Consider the following 21031-nt stretch of genomic DNA (forward strand, 5'->3'; position numbering starts at 1 on the left):
CCTGCTTCTTGTTATTTGCGGACCTTGAGGGCGAAGAGACCCTGCGGCCGCAGCATCAGGATTCCGACAACGGCAAGCAGCGTCAGCACCTTAGCCATCGAGCCCGACAGGAAGAACTCGAGGGTGGATTGGGTCTGCGAGATTGAGAAGGCCGATGCGATGGTGCCGAGCAGGCTTGCCGCGCCGCCGAACACGACCACCAGGAACGTATCGACGATGTAGAGCTGTCCGGAGGTCGGCCCGGTCGAGCCGATCATGGTGAAGGCGCTCCCAGCGACACCGGCAATGCCGCAGCCGAGGCCGAAAGTGTAGCGATCCACCTTTTCGGTGTTGATGCCGACGGCACCGGCCATGATGCGGTTCTGCACGACGGCGCGCACCTGTCGACCCCAGCGCGATTTGTACATCACGTAGGCGACGCCGACAGTGATCAGGACGGTGAGGCACATCACGAAGACGCCGTTGATCGGCACTTCGATGCTGTCGGTCACGTGCAGCGAGCCGAGCATCCATTGCGGCAGCTCGACGCCGACCTCGCGCGCGCCGAACACGGAGCGATAGGCCTGTTGCAGGATCAGGCTGAGGCCCCAAGTCGCGAGCAGCGTGTCGAGCGGGCGCTTGTAGAGATGCCGTATCAGCACCCATTCCACCAGCATCCCCAACGCACCGGATGCGACAAAGGCCAGGATCATCGCGAGGAAGAAATAGCCGCTGAACAGGCTCGGCAAATAGGATTGGAAGAAGCTCGAGGTCATCCAGGTGACGTAGGCCCCAAGGATCATGAACTCGCCATGGGCCATGTTGATGACGCCCATCTGGCCGAAGATGATCGCAAGACCCAGCGCCATCAGGACGTAGACGGAGAACAGGATCAGTCCTGCAAAGCCCTGCATGACGAAGATGGAGCCAAGGTCACCAAGCGAGTAGTCGCCGAACATCGATGTCCTCCGTCGGGAAAGGGTCCCGCGTCGCGAGCAGGTTCGCGACGCGGGGGTCTTGGGCGTGGATTTGCGGTCCACGCCAGGGAGAGGTTTTGCCTGAGAGGGAAACGGCGACGAACGCCGTGACTAACTGATAGATCTCGTCTTACTGGTAGCCCTTGGGGAACGGATCCGGCTCGACCAGATCGGCGGTCTCGTAGATCAGTTCGAACTGGCCATCGAGCTTGGCGCGTCCCACCCGGGTCTTCGACCAGAGGTGATGATTTTCGTGGATGCGCACATAGCCTTCCGGAGCGCCCTTGAACTCGATGCCCGGCGACGCCGCGGCGATCTTGTCGATGTCGAAGGAGCCCGCCTTCTCCACCGTCAACTTCCACAACCACGGTCCGAGATAGGCAGCCTGGGTGACGTCTCCGATCACGGTCTTCTCGCCCCACATCTTCTTGAACGCAGGAACGAAGGTCTTGTTGTTCGGATTGTCGAGCGACTGGAAGTACTTCATGCAGGCATAGGCGCCCGCGATGTTCTCGCCGCCAATGCCGTCGATCTCGTCTTCGGTCACCGAGATCGTGAGCAGCGCCTGCTTGGAGAGGTCGATGCCGGCCGCCTTGAGCTGCTTGTAGAACGCGACGTTCGAGCCGCCGACGACGTCGGTGAAGATCACGTCGGGCTTGGTCAGCTTGATCTTGTTGATGACCGAATTGAACTGCGTATTGCCGAGCGGATAATACTCTTCGCCGACCACCTTGCCCTTCAGCACGTTCTCGACATGCTTGCGCGCAATCTTGTTCGAGGTGCGCGGCCAGATGTAGTCGGAGCCGATGAAGAAGAACGACTTGGCGCCCTTCTCCTTGGCGATCCAGTTCAGGCCGGCGAGGATCTGCTGAGTGGCTTCCTGACCTGTGTAGATCACGTTCTTGGACTGCTCGAGACCTTCGTAGAAGGTCGGGTAATAGAGCATGCCGTTGTACTGCTCCATGACGGGCAGCACGGCCTTGCGGGACGCCGAGGTCCAGCAGCCCATGATCGCCGCGACCTTGTCGTTGACCAGCAGCTTCTTGGCCTTCTCGGCAAAGGTCGGCCAGTCGCTGGCGCCGTCTTCCTGGATGAACTTGATCTTGCGACCGAGCACGCCGCCCATGGCATTGATCTGCTCGATGGCAAGCTTTTCGGCTTCGATCGAGCCGGTCTCGGAGATGGCCATGGTGCCGGTCGCCGAATGCAGGATGCCGACCGTCACCTCGGTGTCGGTGACCGCGAGACCCGTGGTGTTGACTGCCGAGGTCGCTGGGGCCTGCGCAAAAGATGCTCGCGGTAGCATGGTGATGGCCGGCACGGCCGCCATTCCCATCAATAATTTGCGCCGGAGCGGCGATAACAGGCCCTTGTTCGCTTCGTCTGACATGAGCACCCCACTGTTGTTCGAGGACACGCGATTGGTGCCGTGAGGATGGCTCGAATTTGTGCACTGCAAGCATACGCAAGATCGCGTATACTGCACCGCAAAATGACGACGTAGGCTTTTGGTACGGATTTTGCGAGGGGGTCCGGCGCGTTCGGGAGTAGGAGTGGGGGCTGAAGTGGCAGGGCGGCAGCGAATAGATCGCGTCAGGCGCCAGTACAACCAATGGGTCGCCAACCAGACGCTGGAAGACTACGCGCTGCGCTTCACCGCCAAGAGCGCGCGCCGGTGGTCCGCTGCCCGCGTCGCCAACACTGCCCTGGGCGCCATCTCCTTTCTCGCGCTTGAGGCGATCGGCGGCACCATCACCCTGAATTACGGGGTTACCAACGCCACCGCCGCGATCCTCGTCGTCTCCATCATCATCTTCTGCTGCGGCGTCCCGATTGCCTATTATGCCGCCAAATGCGGCATCGACATTGACCTGCTCACCCGCGGCGCCGGCTTCGGTTATATCGGCTCGACCGTCACGTCGCTGATCTACGCCTCCTTCACCTTCATCTTCTTCGCGATCGAAGCGGTGATCCTGGCCACGGCGCTCGAGATGTGCTTCGGCATTCCGCGCCCGATCGGCTATCTCATCAGCGCCGTCGCGATCATCCCGCTTGTCACCTACGGCATCACGCTGATCAGCCGCTTCCAGCTCTGGACGCAGCCGATCTGGATCATCCTGCACATCCTGCCCTTCGCGGCGATCGCCTGGGCCAACCCTTACTCGTTCACGGAATGGCGCAAATTCGCCGGCGAGCACGGCGACCCCAGCGGACATTTCGATCTACTGCTGTTCGGCGTAGCATCCTCCGTGGTGTTTTCGCTGGTGGCTCAGATCGGCGAGCAGGTCGACTTCCTCAGGTTTCTGCCGCGCGACCGCCGCACCTCGCGAACGTCGTGGTGGGCCGCCCTGCTGATCGCGGGGCCCGGCTGGATCATCTTCGGCGCGCTGAAATTGCTGCTGGGCTCGTTTCTCGCCTTCTTCGCGCTGAGCCACGGCCTCTCCAGCGAGCTGGCGGCCGAGCCTGCGCACATGTATCTCGAGGCGTTTCGCTACGTGTTGTCGCAGCCGGACATGGCTCTGGCACTCACCGGCGCGTTCGTGATCCTGTCGCAGCTCAAGATCAACGTCACCAACGCCTATGCAGGCTCGATCGCCTGGTCGAACTTCTTCTCGCGTCTCACTCATAGCCATCCGGGCCGGGTCGTCTGGCTGGTGTTCAACGTGATGGTGGCCTTGCTGCTGATGGAGATCGGCGTCTACAAGGCGCTGGAGCAGACGCTCGCGCTCTACTCCAATGTCGCGATCGCCTGGGTCGGTGCGCTGGTCTCTGATCTCGTGGTCAACAAGCCCCTCGGCCTGCGCCCGCCGCAGATGGAGTTCAAGCGCGCCCATCTCTACGACATCAACCCGGTCGGCGTCGGCGCGATGACGATCGCGACCATCGTCTCGATCGCGGCATTCTACGGCCTGTTCGGCTCGACCATGAAAGCGCTCGCGGCCTTCGTCGCGCTGACGGTCGCCTTCGTCACCGCGCCCGTCATCGCCTGGCTCACCGACGGAAAATATTACATCGCGCGCAAGCCGAAGAGGAGTTGGGCCAACATCGAATCGATCCAGTGCTGCATCTGCGAGCACCATTTCGAGCCGGAGGACATGACCTCCTGTCCTGCCTATGCCGGCCCGATCTGCTCGCTATGCTGCTCGCTCGATGCGCGCTGCCACGATTTGTGCAAACCGCATGCGCGCGCGCAGGTGCAGTTCGCCGACGCACTCGCCAGGATCTTGCCGCAGGCGATCTATCAGCGGATCAACTCGCAGTTCGGCCACTACATCGGTGTGTTCGTGGTCTCCGCGGGCCTCGTCGCGCTGGTGCTGGGGCTGATTTACCTCCAGAGCTCGGTCAGCGTGCCTGGCGAGAACATGCTCGTCTCCAACGTGCTCTGGAAGGTGTTCTTCTCGCTCAGCATCATCATCGGCGTGGTGGCCTGGCTGTTCGTGCTGGCGCAGCAGAGCCGACGGGCCGCCGAGGCCGAGACCCGACGCCAGACCACGCTGCTGATTCAGGAGATCGACGCCCACAAGCGCACCGATGCCGAGCTCCAGCGCGCCAAGGAAATCGCAGAATCCGCCAACCTCGCCAAGAGCCGCTACGTGGTGGGCCTGAGCCACGAGCTGCGCTCGCCGCTGAATGCGATCAGCGGCTATGCCCAACTCCTGGAGCAGGACACCACGCTCAACACCAAGCCGCGCGACCAGGTCCGCGTCGTCCGCCGCAGCGCCGATCACCTCTCCGGCCTGATCGACGGCATTCTGGACATCTCCAAGATCGAGGCGGGGCGGCTGTACCTGTCGCGCGACGAGGTGCGCCTGACCGAATTCCTCGACCAGCTCGTCGGCATGTTCCGCCTTCAGGCCGCGGCCAAGAGCATCGACTTCGTGTTCAGGCGGCCGGCGCATTTGCCGGTCGTGGTCTATGCCGACGAGAAGCGGCTGCGCCAGGTGCTGATCAATCTGCTGTCCAACGCGATCAAATTCACCCAGGTCGGCAGTGTGCAGTTCGTGGTGCACTATCGCAGCCCGGTCGCGGAGTTCGAGGTGATCGACACCGGCCCCGGCATCCAGGGCGACGATCTCGAACGCATCTTCGCACCTTTCGAACGTGGCGCGCTCGGTGTCTCGCAGCCGCAGACCGGCACGGGGCTGGGCCTCACCATCAGCCGGTTGCTCGCCGGCGTCATGGGCGGCGACATCAAGGTCTTGAGCACGGTCGGCAGCGGCAGCACGTTCAAGGTCAAGATGCTGCTATCCGAAGTCACCAATCCGCAGCGCATTGCGCCGGTGGAGGCCCCGATCTCGGGCTATCACGGCGCGCGCAAGACCATCCTCATCACCGACGACGATCCCGTGCATCGCGACCTCCTGCGCGAGGTGTTGACCCCACTCGGCTTCATCCTGCTCAGCGCGCCCGACGGGCCTGGCTGCCTGGCGCTAGCCCAGCACTGCCGGCCTGATCTGTTCCTGCTCGATATCTCCATGCCTGGCATGGACGGCTGGACGGTGGCGGAGACGCTGCGCGCCAGCGGCCACCATCAGGCGCGCATCCTGATGGTGTCTGCCAGCGCGCTCGAGGCGCACGGCACACCGCTGGCACAGCCTTTCCACGACGGCTACCTGATGAAGCCGATCGATATTCCCAGGCTTTTGGAAAGTATCCGCCAGCTTCTCAAGGTCGAATGGCAATACGGCTCGGAGGAGATCGCGGTGCCGCTGTGGCGGCCGGAGAGCGGCTCGCGGCCGCCTGTACGACACATCGAGGCTCTGATCGGGCTCGGTCAGATCGGCTACGTCAAGGCTATCCAGTTGAAGCTGGACGAGATCGGCAGTGAGCACCCTGAACATGCCGACTTCGTCGCGGAAATGCGGTCGCTGATCGACCGCTTCGATCTCGGCCAGTACATGGCCACATTGAAGACGTTGCATGCGTATGAGCACTGAGTCGAAAAAGCGCGACGTCGCGCTCGTTGTTGACGACTCCCCGGAGACGCTGCGGCTGCTCACCGACGCGCTCGACAGCGCCGGGATGACGGTGATGGTGGCGCTCGATGGCGCGGCCGCGATGCGTATCGTCGACCAAATCACGCCTGACATCGTGCTGCTCGACGCTGTGATGCCGGGCATGGACGGGTTCGAGACCTGCCGCCGCCTCAAGCGCGATGCGGGCCTTGCCAATGTCCCGGTGATATTCATGACGGGGCTCGCCGAGACCGAGCACATCGTGCGCGGGCTGGAGGCCGGCGGCGTCGACTACGTGACCAAGCCGATCGTGATCGAGGAGATGCTGGCGCGGATCCGCGTTCATCTCGGCAATGCGCGGCTGACGCAAAGCGCACGCGCCGCGCTCGATGTCTCCGGCCGATTCCTGTTCGCGGTCAACCGCCAGGGCAAATTGTTGTGGGCGACCCCGCAGGCGCAGAAGCTGCTGGCGGACCACCACGGCGCGCAGGCCGACGACGATTTCGTCCTGCCGGTATCATTGCTGCAATGGCTGGAGCAGGCGAAGGGCAAGGGCAGCTCGAAGTCTCAGGCGGCTTCCTTGCCCGACAATCCTCAGCTCCGGCTGTACTACATGGGCGAGACCGCACCGAACGAGTTCCTGCTGCGGCTCTCCAGGGAATCCGGCACCGCGCCGCCACCCGAGTTCACCAGCGAGCTCGGCCTCACTACCCGCGAAGGCGAGGTGCTGGCCTGGCTCAGCAAGGGCAAAACCAACCGCGACATCGCGCAGATTTTGGGCTTGAGCCCGCGCACGGTCGACAAGCATCTCGAGCAGATCTACTCCAAGCTTGGAGTCGAGAACCGGACCGCGGCTGCGGCGATTGCAACGAATGCGACAAGAAGGAATTCGTAGTCTTGCTCCGAGTGAGTTGGGATGTGACTCAGCACACCGTGTCGTCCCGGCGAAGGCCGGGACCCATAACCCCAGGGAGTGATTTGGCGAAGACTAGTCGTTCGGACTAGCACCGTCCGCAATCGATAGGCCTCGCTGTATGGGTCCCGGCCCCCGTGCGCAATTGCGCACTAGGCCGGGACGACGTTGCAATGCTTGGTTAGCGCCTAGTCCTCACCCGTACACAAACTCCCCGCCATCCAGATTCGTCTTCGGGATCTCGTCCTTTTCGGTCCAGTAATCCTGGCTGTGCTGCCATTCCGGCTTGTCGCCGCGCTTGGGCAGCAGGTCCATGTTGCGCATCATGTAGCCGGGATTGAAGTTTTCCGGATCGATCCAGGGCAGGATCGGCATGTTGTGGTCTTCGGCGCGTAACTTGACCTCGACCTTCTTCTTGCCTTTGGCCTTCATGTGACCGAGCAGGCGGCAGACGAAGTCAGCGACGAGATCGACGCGCAGCGTCCAGCTGGCGCGGAAATAGCCGAAGACCCAGACCATGTTCGGCACGCCCGTGAACATCATGCCGCGATAGGTGACGGTGTCGCCGAAAGCGAGCGGCTTGCCGTCGACCTCGAAGGCGATGTCGCCGAGCGCCGCGAGATTGAAGCCGGTTGCGGTGACGATGACGTCGGCCTCAAGCAGCTTGCCGGATTTGAGCTGGATGCCGTTCTCAACGAAGAACTCGATCTCGTCGGTGACGACGGACGCCTTGCCGCTGGCGATGCCCTTGAACAGATCGGCATCGGGCACGAAGGCGATGCGCTGCCGCCACGGCCGGTAGCTCGGCGTGAAATGCGTGTCGACATCGTACTCCGGACCGAGCACTGCGCTGATCTGCCCGATCAGCTCCTTTTTCACCTGCTCGGGTTTTGACAAGCAAAGCTTGGTGAACGCGTCCTGCTCGAACAGGATCTTGCGGCGAACGATCTCGTGGATCCAGGCCTCGTCGACCTGCAGCCGGCGCAGCTCCTCCGCGATCTCGATGGCGTTGCGGCCGAGACGGAAATAGGTCGGCGAACGCTGCAGCATCGTGACATGCGCGCATTTGTCGGCAATGTTCGGCACCAGCGTCGCCGCCGTCGCGCCGGAGCCGATCACGACGACTTTCTTGTTCGCGAGGTCGATATCATCAGGCCAGGTCTGCGGATGAACGATGCGGCCCTTGAAGCGATCGGTACCTTTCCATTCCGGCGTATAGCCTTCCGAATGGCGGTAATAGCCCTGGCACATCCAGAGGAAGTTCGCAGTGAATGTTTTCGCTTCGCCGGTGTCGGTCGTCACCGCCTCGATAGTCCAGAGGTTTTGCTCGCTCGACCAGCTCGCCGAATTGATCTTGTGCTTGTAGCGGATATGCCGCGCGATATCGTTTTCGTCGATCACCTCGTTCATGTAGGCGAGGATTTCCTCGGCGGTCGCGATCGGCGGCCCGACCCAGGGCTTGAAGCTATAACCGAAGGTGTGGAGATCGCTGTCGGAGCGGATGCCGGGATAGCGATGCGTGGTCCACGTGCCGCCGAACGTCGCCTGCGTTTCCAGGATGACGAAGCTCGCACCCGGAAGCTGCTTGGTCATGTGATAGGCGCTGCCGATGCCCGAGATCCCGGCGCCGACGATCAGCACGTCGAAATGTTCAGAAGCCTGTTTGGCCGTGGCGTGACTGCGAACAGCGACATTCATTGTTGCTTCTATGCCTTGCTTGTTTTTGTGGCCGCCCTTGGTTGGGCGGCGCGTTTCCTCCGCGACGGACATGGTCGCCCATCGCGCTTCCGCTTCAAGATGACATAGATCGGGTCGCGGTCAAATCACAGCGCCGCACCCCAGCTCCGCGCGGTCTGCAAGATCCAGTCGCGATAGAGCGTGAGCGGCGTAACACCGGTCAGCCCGCCGCAGCCGGCGGCTCCGTTCGGCCCCGTGGACCAGCTGATGACGCCGACGAGCACGGATCCGGTCGGCTTGTCCTCGAACACGGGACCGCCGGAATCGCCGGTGCAGGCGCCAATTCCGTCGCGAACACCGTTGGTTACGGGGTCGACCAGCCGGATCTGGAGCGTGCCGGGCTGACCCGTCGCGACGAGGCCGGCAACACGCGTCGCGCCGCCACTCTTGCCCTCGCCACGCACGGTGACGCCGATACCGGCGACGACGAAGCGGCTGCCGACTTGGATCGGAATATTCGGCGCGCCGACGGGCACCGTCGATTTTCCCTTGAGTGGAATTTCCAGCTGCAGCAGCGCCACGTCGGCGGTAGCGCGATGCGCTTGCATTGCCTGCATGTTGAAATTCGGATGGATCGCGACGGTGCGGACATTCAGCAGTTGCGGCTGCCCGTCGGTGCCGCGATCGACGATCTTGTAGTCCGCGCCGGGTTGCACGCAGTGGGCGACGGTAAGCACCAGCTTTGGCGCAACGAGGGTGCCGGTACAGAAATTGCCGCGCGAGCCGACGATCGTGACGACGGCGCGCGCGACGCCATCGGCCTGGGGCGTGCCGCCACCAACGATGGCATAAGCGGGCGTGGCGAGCGGCAGCGCGATCGCAATGAGGGTTACGAGCTTCTTCATGGGAACACGCTTTGGTGTTGGCGTCGGTGACAGCATTAGGATGGCTTCGGACTGGCCCTTGCCGATAGCGCATGCTAGCGCTCTTGGAAAGGAATTGACGAGGGCGGGATCTTGACGATCGAGGCTGTGATCTTTGATTTTGGTGGCGTGCTGACGAGTTCGCCGTTTGAAGCGTTCACGCGGTTCGAGACAGAGCGTGGCCTGCCCATCGACATCATCCGGCGCACCAATGCCGCCAATCATCTGGAAAATGCCTGGGCCAAGTTCGAGCGCGCCGAGGTCGATATCGACACGTTCGACAGACTGTTCGCGACGGAATCGCTGGCGCTCGGCGCGGAGGTGCGCGGCCGCGACGTGCTGCCGCTGCTTCAGGGCGATCTGCGCCCCGAGATGGTCGAAGCGTTGAAGCGCATCAAGGCGCAATTCAAGACCGGCTGCATTACCAACAATCTGCCGGCCAATGCGATCGGCAGCATGACCGGGCGCTCACTCTATGTCGCCGAGGTGATGGTGCTGTTCGACCATGTCATCGAGTCCGCCAAAATCGGCCTGCGCAAGCCCGACCCGCGCATCTATCAGCTGATGGTCGAAACGCTGAAGGTCGATCCGAAGAATTGCGTCTATCTCGACGATCTCGGCGTCAATCTGAAGCCGGCACGCGAGATGGGCATGACGACGATCAAGGTCACCAGCGGCGCCCAGGCGATCGCCGGGCTCGAGGCCGCGACGGGATTGAAGCTGAGCTAGAGCGTCATTCTCCGTCATTGCGAGCTATCGCCGAGCCAGAACTACTCCGCCGCAGCTGCGATCCGCTCCGGAAACGCCGCGGCAAGTGAGGCGCGATCGGGCTTCAGCACGCCGCGCTCGGTGATGAGGCCGGTGATGAGCCGTGCCGGGGTCACGTCGAAGGCATAGTTCGCGACCGGCGAGCCCTCCGGCACGATGCGCACGGTCTCAAGCCTTCCGTCCGCGGTGCGGCCGGTCATGTCGGTGACTTCCGTGCCGCTGCGCTGCTCGATCGGGATGTCGCGGATGCCGTCATCAACGGCGAAATCGATCGTCGGCGACGGCAGCGCGACATAGAACGGCACATTATTGTCGTGAGCGGCGAGCGCCTTCAAATATGTGCCGATCTTGTTGCAGACATCGCCATTGGCGGCAACGCGATCGGTGCCGACGATGGCGAGATCGACCATGCCGTGCTGCATCAGATGCCCGCCGGTGTTGTCCGGAATCACCGTATGCGCCACGCCGTGATGGCCAAGCTCCCAGGCCGTGAGCGAGGCGCCCTGGTTGCGCGGCCGCGTCTCGTCGACCCAGACGTGGATCTTGATGCCGCGCTCGTGCGCCAGATAGATCGGCGCCGTCGCCGTGCCCCAGTCGACGGTCGCAAGCCAGCCGGCATTGCAATGGGTCAGCACATTGACGGTCTCGCCCGGCTTCTTCCTTGCGACGATCGCCTCGATGAGTTTCAGGCCGTTGCCGGCGATGCCGCGGTTGATCTCGACGTCCTGCTCGACGATCTCGTCGGCGCGCGCATAGGCGGCCTCCGCGCGCTCCAGTGCATCGATCGGCGCGAGGCTCGCGCGCATCTCGTCCAGGGCCCATTTCAGATTGATCGCGGTCGGCCGCGCCACCACGAGCGTGTCGTAGGCGCGCTTCAGGCCGGCGTCGGAAGCGTCCTCGCGCATCGCCAGCGCCATGCCGTAAGCTGCGGTCGCGCCGATCAGTGGCGCACCGCGCACCAGCATGTCGCGGATGGCGAGGGCCGCGTCCTCGCATGAGGTCAGCTTCGCAACGATGAACTCATGCGGCAGCCGGCGCTGGTCGATCGCTCCGACCGACCAGCCGTCGCGCTCACGCCAGATGCTGCGGAAATGCTTGCCGTCGACCTTCATGGGATTCTGCCTTTCGTATCACGTTCGCAGGATGCGCCCGGCCACCGCGTCGAGCTTCTTCAAGAGCTCGGGATCGCGCGCCTCGGGCGCGGTGATCAGCGCGGTATCGAGCGCGCGGTCCGAGCCGATCGGGCACGGCTCATGCTCGCGCGGGAAGTCTTTCGCCAGCCGCGCCACCAGCGCTTTTGCCTTGTCGGCGTTCGAGCTCAGAACGCGGATGATGTCCTGCACGGTGACGGCGTCGTGATCAGGATGCCAGCAATCGAAATCCGTCACCATCGCGACGGTGGCGTAGCAAAGCTCCGCCTCACGCGCGAGTTTCGCCTCGGGCATGTTGGTCATGCCGATTACGGAATAGCCAAGCGTCTTGTAGGTCATGCTTTCCGCATAGGTCGAGAATTGCGGTCCCTCCATGCAGACATAGGTGCCGCCGCGCGCAAACGCGATGCCCTCGGCTTCGGCCGCCGTGGCAAGGTGGATGCGCAGCCGCGGCGAGACCGGGTGCGCCATCGACACATGCGCGACGCATCCCCTCCCGAAGAACGAGCTCTCGCGTTTGTGGGTACGATCGACGAACTGGTCGACGAGAACGAAGGTTCCCGGCGGCAGTTCCTCCCTGAACGAGCCGCAGGCCGACAGCGAGATCAGGTCTGTGACCCCTGCGCGCTTGAGGACGTCGATATTGGCGCAATAATTGATGTCGGAGGGCGACAGCCGGTGGCCCTTGTCGTGGCGCGGCAGGAACACGATCGGCAGGCCGGCAATCGAGCCGCGCCGCAGGGGTGCCGACGGTTCACCCCAGGGACTCCTGATCACCTCTTCGCGAGCGTCCTCCAGCCCCGGCAGATCGTAGATGCCGGAGCCGCCGATGATGCCCAATACCGCCTGCGTCATGCCTGCTCCACCCCGTTCGCGCCATCGCGATTCCGTGGAGAAGCTATGCCAGTTTTACGTCGGTTTTGGAACGGGTGATGGGGTCAAGAGGTGCCGTCAGGAGAACGCGCGCCAGCACTCCCGGCTATGCCGCGGCCGCCGACCGCAGCTGGGTCGCGACCATGCGCTCCAGCGTCTCGACGGACTGGAAGTTCTCCGGTGTGATCTCGACCTGGGGAATCGTGAAGTCGAATTCGGCTTCGACGCCGAGCATCAGATTGACCATGTCCATCGAGGTCAGGCCGACGTCGACGAGCTTGGCCTGCGGCGTGACCTCAGCGGAGAGCGAGTTCTGCGCGAGGATGCCCTTCACCAGCTTGATGATGCGATTGCGCAACTCGGTATCGAAAGCCTGCATCGGTAAATTCCCATCTGTCGACAAAGGTCGGACCGGTTGCCGGCTACGATGCGCACGGCGGGCCGATCCCGCAATGGACGCCACCATTACTTCGCGTTTCTTAGTAAACGATGACTCAGATTGTTGGATTTCCGGCTTCTTACAGATCCCTAACGCGATCGCGGAAATCCGGACGAGGCAAACAACCCGAACTTAACTGTTCGTTCGGAATTGGGCTTTGTTTACCCTCTATTTCATCGACGAATTTGAATTAAATCCGTAGCCTCATCTCATAAGCAAAGATGGTCGAAGGAATCGCTCAAGCGGCATCGCGAATGATGCCGGCGATCCTGAACGGCAAACCGGAGGCGGACGATATGAACGTGCGTGAAGCAGTCCTCACTGTCGACGAGACGCAGACGAGCTTTCTCGAGCATGGTCCCTCTCTCATTGAGCGCGCCGCCCGCACCGCCACCGTGGCGGCTGCCGACGCAGACGGGGTCGATCGCGATGCCCGCTTCCCCCACAAGGCTTTCGAGGTTGCGCGTGAGCAGAAGCTGCTCGGCGTCATGATCCCGGCCGAGTTCGGCGGCTTCGGTGCCTCGATCCACGACGCCACCGACGTCTGCTACACGCTCGGACGCGCCTGCGCCTCCACGGCGATGATCTACGCCATGCACACCACGAAGGTCGCCTGCGTCGTCAGGCACGGCCACGGCATCCCCTGGATGGAAACCATGATGCGCCGGGTCGCACGCGACCAGTGGCTGCTCGCCTCCTCCACCACCGAAGGTCAGAACGGCGGCAACATCCGCGCTAGCGCCGCCGCCGTCGACGTCGCCGGCGACACTGTCTCGCTGCTGCGCGACGCCACCGTGATCTCCTACGGTGCCGAGGCCGACGGCCTCGTGACCATCGCCCGCCGCGCCACAGACGCTTCTGCGTCCGACCAGGTGCTGTTGGCGCTCGCCAGGGACGATTATTCGCTGAAGCGGACGCTGGGCTGGGAAACGCTCGGCATGCGCGGCACCTGCTCGACCGGTTTCGAGCTGAAGGTCGACTGCCCCACCGACCGCGTCTTCCCGGAATCCTACGACAAGATCCACGCCCAGACCATGACGCCGTTCGCGCATCTGTGCTGGTCCTCGGCCTGGGCTGGTATCGCTGCAGCCGCCGTTACCCGTGCGCAGGCCTTCGTCCGCAAGGCGGCCCGCACCTCGGGCGGACAGATGCCTCCGGCAGCCGCACATTTCACCGCCGCCAAGATGTCGCTGGCCAAGCTGCGGGCGCTGATATCGGCCAATATCGACGCCTTTGCTCTCGCCGAGCACGATGAACGCGCGCTCGGCTCGCTCGACTTCCAGTCTTCGATCACGCTTCTGAAGGTGCAGGCCTCGGAGCTCGCGGTCGAGACCGTGATGCATGCGATGCGCACCGCAGGCCTTTCCGGCTACCGCAATGACGGCGAGTTCACGATGGGCCGCCACCTGCGCGACGTGCTGTCGTCGCCGATCATGATCAACAACGACCGCATTCTGGCCAATGCCGCAACATCGACCCTGATGAGCGGCGTGCCGACAAGCCTTCGGGACTGACGAGCTTTCGAGACCGACGTGCCTTCGTTCAATAAGAATAATTTCAGATAGCAGGAAGCCGACAATGAACATTGCTGTTCTCCCCAACTCGCCTGAGACCGCGCCGCAGATCGCGGATCCGCTCGATCATCTCGCCGATAAGCTCTTTCATCCGATGGGCTCGGACGGCGTCTACGCCCGCACCGCGCTTTATGAGGGCATCGTCGAGCGGCTCGCCGCGCTGATCACGAGCCATCGCGAGGCCGGCACTGAGGTGATGCGCTTCCCGCCGGTGATGAGCCGATCTCAGCTTGAGAAGTCCGGCTACCTGAAGAGCTTTCCGAACCTGCTCGGCTGCGTCTGCAGCCTGCACGGCACCGAGCGCGAGATCAACGCCGCGGTAAGCCGCTTCGACGCCGGCGGTGACTGGACCAGCTCGCTCTCGCCGGCAGACCTCGTGCTGTCGCCGGCGGCCTGCTATCCCGTCTATCCGATCGCGGCGAGCCGCGGCCAGTTGCCGAAGGGTGGCCTGCGCTTCGACGTCGCCGCCGACTGCTTCCGCCGTGAACCGTCAAAACATCTCGACCGGCTGCAATCGTTCCGGATGCGGGAATATGTCTGCATCGGAAGCCCCGATGACGTGGCCGATTTCCGCGAGCGCTGGATGGTGCGCGCGCAGGCGATTGCGACCGATCTCGGTCTCACCTTCCGCGTCGACTATGCCAGCGATCCGTTCTTCGGCCGCGTCGGTCAGATGAAGGCCGTGAGCCAGAAGCAGCAGCAGCTCAAGTTCGAACTGCTGATCCCGCTGCGCTCGGAAGAGCAGCCGACCGCCTGCATGAGCTTCAATTATCACCGCGAGCATTTCGGCACGACGTGGGACATCAAGGACGCCAATGGCGAGCCGGCCCACACCGGCTGCGTCGCTTTCGGCATGGACCGGCTGGCGGTCGCCATGTTCCACACCCACGGCACCGACCCTTCCGCCTGGCCCGCCAAGGTGCGGGAGATCATGGGCCTGCAGCCGCAGATCGCGGCCGATGCCCACGGCGAAGGCTGGCGCTAACGGAACGAGGCCGGTCATTTCCACGGGAAAGACGAGCGTGATCCACACCAAGGTCCGATGCCGCGAGATCACCGAGTCCGACGTCGATGCGGTCGCGGACTTGCTGACGCGCGGATTCGTCGGGCGCTCGCGCGGCTATTGGATCCAAGGCCTGCGCCGGCAAGCCTTCCGACCGGTACCGGATGGCTACCCGCGCTTCGGCTACATGCTCGACAATGACGGCACGCCGGTCGGCGTGCTGCTGCTGATCTACACGGCGCGGAGGGACGGCGATGAGACCGCCATCCAGTGCAATTTGTCGAGCTGGTACGTCGATCCGGCCTACCGCAACTACGCCCCGCTCCTGACCAAGATCGCGCAGCGGCACAAGGACGTCACCTATCTCAACATCAGCCCGGCGCCGTGGACCTGGCCGATTATCGAGACGCAGGGCTTTCGCGCCTATTGCAGGGGTATATTCTTCTCCGTGCCTGCGCTGGCGCGCGTCCCACGCTGGAGCAAGATCGAGGTCATCTCGCAGCACGCCAAAACGATCGACGGGCTTTCCGATGCCGAGACCGAGCTCTTGACGCGGCATGCGCGCTACAATTGCCTCAGCCTCGTCTGCCGCACGCCGAAGGGAGCGTTCCCCTTCATCCTGCAACCGGTGCGCATCCGCCGTGGCATCATTGCGCCGCCCGCGATGAAGCTGATCTACTGCCGCAACGCGGCCGAGTACACCGAATGCGCGGGCCGCATCGGCCGGCTGCTGCTGCGGCTCGGCAAGATCGCGGTCGCCGTCGATTCCAACGGCTCCGTTCCCGGCCTCGTCGGCATCTACACCGAGCGTCGCGGCCGCAAATATTTCAAGGGCCCGCACCGGCCGCAGCTCGCCGATCTCACGGATACGGAACTCGTGCTGTACGGGCCGTAGGCCCGTTTGGACCAGACATTCGATGTCCATCCGGGCCTAAGGCGCAATTGCGCAGGCCGACCGGCGCGACGCTACCTTGCACCCCCCTCCACATTGGCAGCATCTCTGCATCACGGTCACCCTCCGTAAACTACGGCGCTTAAGGGAATTTTCCCGCCTGTTCGCTAGCCTCGGCGGCTGAATTGCCCTGCGTTAAGTCTATTGCCCGCCGAGACCCCGCCGCCCCATGACGTCGATCCGCGACAACGAGCTTGATGCACGCCGCGAGCAGGGCCCGAAGGCCCTGGTCGGGCTGAGCCAGCTTGCACTCGACCACATGGAACAGGGTGTCTGCGTCTACGATGCCGGCAACCGGATCGTGCTGGTCAATCAGCGCTATCTCAGCCTGTTCAACATGTCGGCCGAAATCGTGCGGGTCGGCACGAGCTACCGCGACGTGCTCGCCCACAGTGTGGCCCTCGGCAACATCCCCGCGGGGGAAGTCGACGCACTCTATGCCGCGCGCCTGGCGCGGATCGCAGCCGGCCAGCCGTTCCGGACTCAACAGACACTCGCGAGCGGCCTCGTCATGGCGCTCGAGCTGAAGCCGCTTCCCGGCGGCGGCTGGATGACGATCTGCGACGACGTCAGCCGCCTCGCCCGGCTCGAGGCGGAGCTGCGCGTGCAGACCGAGCGCAGCCAGCACGCGCTCGCCAACATGGCGCACGGCTTGATCATGTACGATGCCGACAGCCGCGTCGTCGTCTGCAACGAACGTTTCCTGAATCTCTATAACCTCGACCCGGAAATCGTGAAGCCGGGCGTCTCGCATTGTACGGTCATCGAGCATTGGATGTCGCGCGGCAACCTGCCGGGCATGCCGGGCGAGGAATTCCACGACACCAGGCTGGAGGACGTGCGCACCAGGAAGGAGAAAACCCTGCTGGTGATGCGCTATGACGGAAGGATGGTGCAGGTGGTTTCCCGTTTTCTGCCCGACGGCGGCTGGGTGACGGTGCACGAAGACGTCACCGAGCGGCTGCAATACGAGGAGATGCTGAGGCACCAGAACTTCATGCTCGATGCGGCGTTGGAGAACATGGCGCACGGACTCGCCTTCTACGACAGCGAGATGCGCCTGCGCGTCTGCAACACCACCTACCGGAAGATCTATCGGCTCTCGCCGGAGGAAGCCAAGCCGGGCACGCATCTCGGCGAACTGATCGAACGCTCGATGGCAAACGGCGCGTTCTCTTCCGAGTATAGCCCGCGACACCTCCTGGAGGCCGCCAGCGCAAGGATCGCCGACCGCAACTCCTCGCCGATACGCCGACGGATGTCGAACGGCACCACGATCTCGGTGCGCTATTGCGCCCTGGCCGAGGGTGGTTTTGTGGCCACCTACGAGGACATCACCGAGCGCGAGCACGCAGTCGAGCAGTTGAGCGAGCAGTATCGGCGGTTCGACGCGGCCCTGAACAACATGAGCCAGGGCCTGTGCATGCTCGATTCGAGCTTGCGCGTCATCGTCTGCAATCGGCGCTACATCGAGATGTACGGACTGTCGCCCGAATTGGTGAAGCCGGGTGTGTCGATGCGCGAGATCATGGAGCACAGCTGCGAGCTCGGCATCCATCCAAACACCACCGCCGCGCGGCTCTATGCCGACTATGTCGAGAGGCTGCGCGAGGGCGAGCACACACTGCACCGCTATTTGGGCGACGGCCGCATCATCAAGCTCAATCACAAGCGAATGGAGCATGGCGGCTGGGTCGTCACCTATGAGGACGTTACCGAGCGCCACAAGGCCCAGGCCCGCGTTGCGCATATGGCGCGGCACGATTCGCTCACCGACCTGCCCAACCGCACGCTGTTCCGCGAGAAGATGGGCGAGGGGCTGAACCAGGTCGCAATCGCAGGTGGCGCGATGGCCGTGCTGTGCTTCGACCTCGATAATTTCAAGACCGTCAACGACCGCCTCGGACACGCGGCCGGCGACCGGCTGTTGCGCTGGGTCGCGGCGCGGCTGCAGGAGAATGTCGGCGAGCACGACACCGTCGCGCGGCTCGGTGGCGACGAGTTCGCGGTTCTCCAGCGCGGACCGCAGCCGCAATCGGCGGAAAGGCTCGCACGCCGCCTGGTGGAGATCATCGGTCACCCGCCGCCGCTGGAGAACCAGTCGATCCATGTCGGCGTCTCCGTCGGCATCGCAATCGCTCCCGATCACGGGCTCGATGCCGACGAGCTGATGAAATGCGCCGACCTCGCGCTGTACCAGGCCAAGGCCAAGGGGCGCGGCGCCTATCAGCTGTTCGAGCCCAAAATGGAGGAAGAGGCGCGCAGCCGGCACGCGCTCGAGCACGATCTGCGCGGCGCGCTGGAGGCCCGTGAATTCCACCTGGCGTTCCAACCGCAGGTGCGGCTCGACACCACCGAACTTACCGGCTTCGAGGCGCTGCTGCGCTGGAAACATCCCTCGCGCGGCCTCGTCCCGCCGGCCGAATTCATTCCGATTGCGGAAGAGAACGGGCTGATCGTTCCGATCGGAGAGTGGGTGCTGCGCACAGCCTGCGCGACCGCCGCGACCTGGCCCGATCTCACGGTCGCGGTGAACCTGTCCCCGGTGCAATTCCGCTCGCGCGGGCTGGTGACGATGGTGACGAGCGCGCTTGCGGAGGCCGGCTTGCCGCCGCATCGGCTCGAGCTCGAGGTCACCGAGACGGCTCTGCTCGACGACAGCGAGGCCACGATCGAGATCCTGCACCAGCTCCGCGCGTTGGGAGTGCGCGTCAGCCTCGACGATTTCGGCGTCGGTTATTCTTCGCTGAGCTATTTGCGCAAGTTTCCGTTCGACCGCATCAAGATCGACCGCTCCTTTGTCGGCACGCTCGGCGAAAGTCCGGAGAGTGTGGCGATCGTCCGCACCATCGCCAGCCTCGGCTCGGTGCTCGGCGTCGAGACCACGGCGGAAGGCGTGGAGACGATTGAACAACTCGACTTCGTTCGCGAATGCGGCTGCACCGCCGTTCAGGGATATTATTTCGGCAAGCCCTGCCCGGCCGCGGAAGTCGGACGCATGATCGAGACGCTGAGCGCAGTCCGCCGCGTGGCGTAAGGGCTCAGCCGAAGCCAATTCCGTATCTCGGTACGCCTCCAAACGACCAATTGTCGCACGTGCGCTTTTCGGCGAGATCACCGTATCGCGCCCGCGCAATGCGCTTTTCTTCTCCCATGATTTCGGGGACAATCCCGTCATAACAATGAGAAACGGCGGCCCGAACGAGGCCACCGCGAGGGAGGAGTTTCGATGTCTCGATACGGGCTGAAGACCTTTGCCATTGCCGCCATGCATGCCGTCGTGAGCGCGCTGCTCGCAACCGCCGCGGGTGCACAGGATTATCCCATCAAACCGGTAACGCTGATCGTTCCATGGCCGGCCGGCGGATCGACCGACATCTCGATGCGCGCGATCGCCGACAGCGCGTCCAAGGTCCTGGGGCAGCCCATCGTGATCGACAACAAAGCCGGTGGCGGCGGCACGGTTGGACCAGCCACCATGGCCGCGGCTGCGAAGCCGGACGGCTACACCATCTCACAGCTTCCGATCACCGTCTTCCGCCTGCCCCTGATGCAGGAGGTCTCGTGGGATCCGGCAAAGGATTTTACCTACATCATACATCTCACCGGCTACACCTTTGGCGTAACCACCAGCGCGGAGTCGCAATTCAAGTCCTGGAAAGACGTGGTCGAGTTCGCGAAGGCAAATCCGGGCAAGGTGACCTACGCGACGCCCGGCACCGGCACCTCGCTTCATATCGGCATGGAGCAGATCGCCGCGATGTCCGGCATCAAGCTCACGCAGGTGCCGTTCAAGGGCGGGGCAGAGACCAACGCCGCGGTACTCGGCCAGCACACCATGCTGCAGGCCGACTCCACAGGTTGGCGACCCTTGGTCGACGCCGGAAAGCTGAAGCTTCTCATGGTGTGGACCGGCGCGCGATCACCGAACTATCCTGACGTGCCGACGCTGAAGGAACTCGGCTATCCCATGGTCTATGATTCCCCGTTCGGCATCGCCGGCCCCAAGGGCATGGATCCCAAGATCGTCGCCAAGCTGCACGACGCCTTCAAGAAGGCAGTCGAGGATCCCGCAGTGATTGCCACGCTCGCCAAATACGACATGGTGCCGAGCTACAAGAATACCGAGGACTACAAGAAGTTCGTCGTCGAGGTTACGGAATCGGAGCGCAAGGTGATCGATACGCTCGGGCTTGCGAAGAAGTAGTATTGAGCCACTTTCGTGTTCCGGGCGTGGTGCAGCGCTTCTCCAGCGCTGCACCACAGAGCCGGGATCTACCTTTGCCACGCATCTATCGATCCCGGATCTGCAGCGCACCGCTTCGCGCCGCATAGCGTCCCGGCACGGCCGAGAGGTATTGATGAACGACCAAACCACCGTCAAACTCCGCCTCAACAACTCCGAACTCTGGGGTGGGTTGATCGGGCTCGCACTCGGCGGCTTCGTGATCTGGCAAGGCTTAAAGCTCAAGCTCGGCACCATCAACGACCCTGGCTCCGGCTACGTGCTTTTCTACACGGGCATCCTGATGTGCGTGTTCGCGGCCAGCATTATCATCTCGGCCATCACCGAGGGCGGACCAACGCTGGCTTCGCGCTGGCAGAACGTGAGCTGGAGCAAGCCGTTACTCGTCATCGTCTGCCTTACCGCGTTTTCCTTTGCCCTTGAGCCGCTGGGATTCCTGCTGTCATCGATCCCGCTCATGCTGCTTTTGTTGCGCTTGATCGATCCCTTGCGGTGGACATTGGCGATGCCGATCGCCGCTCTGGCACCGCTCGGCATGTGGTGGATGCTCAAGCGACTGCTGCTGATCCAGTTACCCTCCGGCCTATTCGGGATCGGCTGA

At 63.3% G+C, this 21031-nt stretch carries 16 protein-coding genes; 9 read left to right on the forward strand and 7 right to left on the reverse strand.

Annotated features, from left to right (window positions below; all coding sequences use genetic code 11):
• Positions 1–11 precede the first annotated feature (11 nt).
• Both urtB and urtA read right to left on the reverse strand, forming a co-directional pair.
• Positions 12–938 carry an urea ABC transporter permease subunit UrtB gene (gene urtB / locus IVB32_RS38035; RefSeq protein ID WP_018455942.1) on the reverse strand — a complete coding sequence of 309 codons (927 nt, stop codon included), beginning with the start codon at positions 936–938 and terminating at the stop codon, positions 12–14.
• 148 nt (positions 939–1086) lie between these two features.
• Entirely contained in the window at positions 1087–2346 is a 1260-nt protein-coding gene (gene urtA, locus IVB32_RS38040; RefSeq protein WP_018455941.1) for an urea ABC transporter substrate-binding protein, read from the reverse strand.
• Between the two features lie 175 nt (positions 2347–2521).
• On the opposite strand from urtA, the gene IVB32_RS38045 reads away from it, so the two are divergent.
• Positions 2522–5893 (forward strand): ATP-binding protein, encoded by a 3372-nt coding sequence (locus tag IVB32_RS38045; RefSeq protein ID WP_018455940.1) that lies wholly within the window; start codon positions 2522–2524, stop codon positions 5891–5893.
• On the forward strand, positions 5877–6806 hold the full coding sequence (locus IVB32_RS38050; protein ID WP_007598081.1) for a response regulator: 930 nt from the start codon (positions 5877–5879) through the stop codon (positions 6804–6806). The genes IVB32_RS38045 and IVB32_RS38050 overlap by 17 nt, the downstream gene beginning before the upstream one ends.
• A 213-nt stretch (positions 6807–7019) precedes the next feature.
• Here IVB32_RS38050 and IVB32_RS38055 read toward each other — a convergent pair whose 3' ends face one another.
• Positions 7020–8522 carry an NAD(P)/FAD-dependent oxidoreductase gene (locus tag IVB32_RS38055; protein ID WP_204513110.1) on the reverse strand — a complete coding sequence of 501 codons (1503 nt, stop codon included), beginning with the start codon at positions 8520–8522 and terminating at the stop codon, positions 7020–7022.
• Between the two features lie 125 nt (positions 8523–8647).
• Positions 8648–9406, reverse strand: a complete 759-nt coding sequence (locus IVB32_RS38060) for a trypsin-like serine protease (protein ID WP_018455937.1) — start codon at positions 9404–9406, stop codon at positions 8648–8650.
• A gap of 111 nt (positions 9407–9517) precedes the next feature.
• On the opposite strand from IVB32_RS38060, the gene IVB32_RS38065 reads away from it, so the two are divergent.
• On the forward strand, positions 9518–10153 hold the full coding sequence (locus tag IVB32_RS38065; protein WP_018455936.1) for an HAD-IA family hydrolase: 636 nt from the start codon (positions 9518–9520) through the stop codon (positions 10151–10153).
• Between the two features lie 41 nt (positions 10154–10194).
• Here the strand turns inward: IVB32_RS38065 and mtnA are convergent, their stop codons facing one another.
• From mtnA to IVB32_RS38080, 3 genes are all read right to left on the reverse strand, one after another.
• A complete protein-coding gene (mtnA, locus tag IVB32_RS38070) occupies positions 10195–11304 on the reverse strand; it encodes an S-methyl-5-thioribose-1-phosphate isomerase (protein ID WP_018455935.1) in 1110 nt (369 codons plus the stop codon).
• 18 nt (positions 11305–11322) lie between these two features.
• Positions 11323–12198 carry an S-methyl-5'-thioadenosine phosphorylase gene (locus IVB32_RS38075; protein WP_247413068.1) on the reverse strand — a complete coding sequence of 292 codons (876 nt, stop codon included), beginning with the start codon at positions 12196–12198 and terminating at the stop codon, positions 11323–11325.
• A 124-nt stretch (positions 12199–12322) separates the two neighbouring features.
• Positions 12323–12595 carry a phosphopantetheine-binding protein gene (locus IVB32_RS38080; RefSeq protein WP_018455933.1) on the reverse strand — a complete coding sequence of 91 codons (273 nt, stop codon included), beginning with the start codon at positions 12593–12595 and terminating at the stop codon, positions 12323–12325.
• Between the two features lie 356 nt (positions 12596–12951).
• On the opposite strand from IVB32_RS38080, the gene IVB32_RS38085 reads away from it, so the two are divergent.
• From IVB32_RS38085 to IVB32_RS38110, 6 genes are all read left to right on the forward strand, one after another.
• Positions 12952–14169, forward strand: a complete 1218-nt coding sequence (locus IVB32_RS38085; protein WP_026233057.1) for an acyl-CoA dehydrogenase family protein — start codon at positions 12952–12954, stop codon at positions 14167–14169.
• A gap of 64 nt (positions 14170–14233) precedes the next feature.
• Positions 14234–15214 (forward strand): amino acid--[acyl-carrier-protein] ligase, encoded by a 981-nt coding sequence (locus IVB32_RS38090; RefSeq protein WP_018455931.1) that lies wholly within the window; start codon positions 14234–14236, stop codon positions 15212–15214.
• Between the two features lie 37 nt (positions 15215–15251).
• Positions 15252–16127, forward strand: a complete 876-nt coding sequence (locus tag IVB32_RS38095) for a hypothetical protein (protein ID WP_026233056.1) — start codon at positions 15252–15254, stop codon at positions 16125–16127.
• Between the two features lie 226 nt (positions 16128–16353).
• The gene (locus IVB32_RS38100; RefSeq protein ID WP_018455929.1) at positions 16354–19221 is read left to right on the forward strand and encodes a PAS-domain containing protein; all 2868 of its coding nucleotides are present in this window, start codon (positions 16354–16356) and stop codon (positions 19219–19221) included.
• Positions 19222–19413: 192 nt separating this feature from the next.
• A complete protein-coding gene (locus IVB32_RS38105) occupies positions 19414–20391 on the forward strand; it encodes a tripartite tricarboxylate transporter substrate binding protein (protein WP_018455928.1) in 978 nt (325 codons plus the stop codon).
• A gap of 154 nt (positions 20392–20545) precedes the next feature.
• A complete protein-coding gene (locus IVB32_RS38110) occupies positions 20546–21031 on the forward strand; it encodes a tripartite tricarboxylate transporter TctB family protein (protein WP_085349786.1) in 486 nt (161 codons plus the stop codon).

Source organism: Bradyrhizobium sp. 23, from assembly GCF_023073295.1.
GTDB classification, from domain to species: domain Bacteria; phylum Pseudomonadota; class Alphaproteobacteria; order Rhizobiales; family Xanthobacteraceae; genus Bradyrhizobium; species Bradyrhizobium canariense_D.

Excerpts from the sequence above, each read along its gene's own strand:
- IVB32_RS38075 (WP_247413068.1), bottom strand. The coding sequence starts at position 12,198 with ATGACGCAGGCGGTATTGGGCATCATCGGCGGCTCCGGCATCTACGAT.
- IVB32_RS38060 (WP_018455937.1), bottom strand. The coding sequence starts at position 9,406 with ATGAAGAAGCTCGTAACCCTCATTGCGATCGCGCTGCCGCTCGCCACG.
- IVB32_RS38080 (WP_018455933.1), bottom strand. The coding sequence starts at position 12,595 with ATGCAGGCTTTCGATACCGAGTTGCGCAATCGCATCATCAAGCTGGTG.
- IVB32_RS38105 (WP_018455928.1), top strand. The coding sequence starts at position 19,414 with ATGTCTCGATACGGGCTGAAGACCTTTGCCATTGCCGCCATGCATGCC.
- urtB (WP_018455942.1), bottom strand. The coding sequence starts at position 938 with ATGTTCGGCGACTACTCGCTTGGTGACCTTGGCTCCATCTTCGTCATG.
- IVB32_RS38090 (WP_018455931.1), top strand. The coding sequence starts at position 14,234 with ATGAACATTGCTGTTCTCCCCAACTCGCCTGAGACCGCGCCGCAGATC.
- IVB32_RS38055 (WP_204513110.1), bottom strand. The coding sequence starts at position 8,522 with ATGAATGTCGCTGTTCGCAGTCACGCCACGGCCAAACAGGCTTCTGAA.
- IVB32_RS38085 (WP_026233057.1), top strand. The coding sequence starts at position 12,952 with ATGAACGTGCGTGAAGCAGTCCTCACTGTCGACGAGACGCAGACGAGC.
- IVB32_RS38100 (WP_018455929.1), top strand. The coding sequence starts at position 16,354 with ATGACGTCGATCCGCGACAACGAGCTTGATGCACGCCGCGAGCAGGGC.
- mtnA (WP_018455935.1), bottom strand. The coding sequence starts at position 11,304 with ATGAAGGTCGACGGCAAGCATTTCCGCAGCATCTGGCGTGAGCGCGAC.
- IVB32_RS38110 (WP_085349786.1), top strand. The coding sequence starts at position 20,546 with ATGAACGACCAAACCACCGTCAAACTCCGCCTCAACAACTCCGAACTC.
- urtA (WP_018455941.1), bottom strand. The coding sequence starts at position 2,346 with ATGTCAGACGAAGCGAACAAGGGCCTGTTATCGCCGCTCCGGCGCAAA.
- IVB32_RS38050 (WP_007598081.1), top strand. The coding sequence starts at position 5,877 with ATGCGTATGAGCACTGAGTCGAAAAAGCGCGACGTCGCGCTCGTTGTT.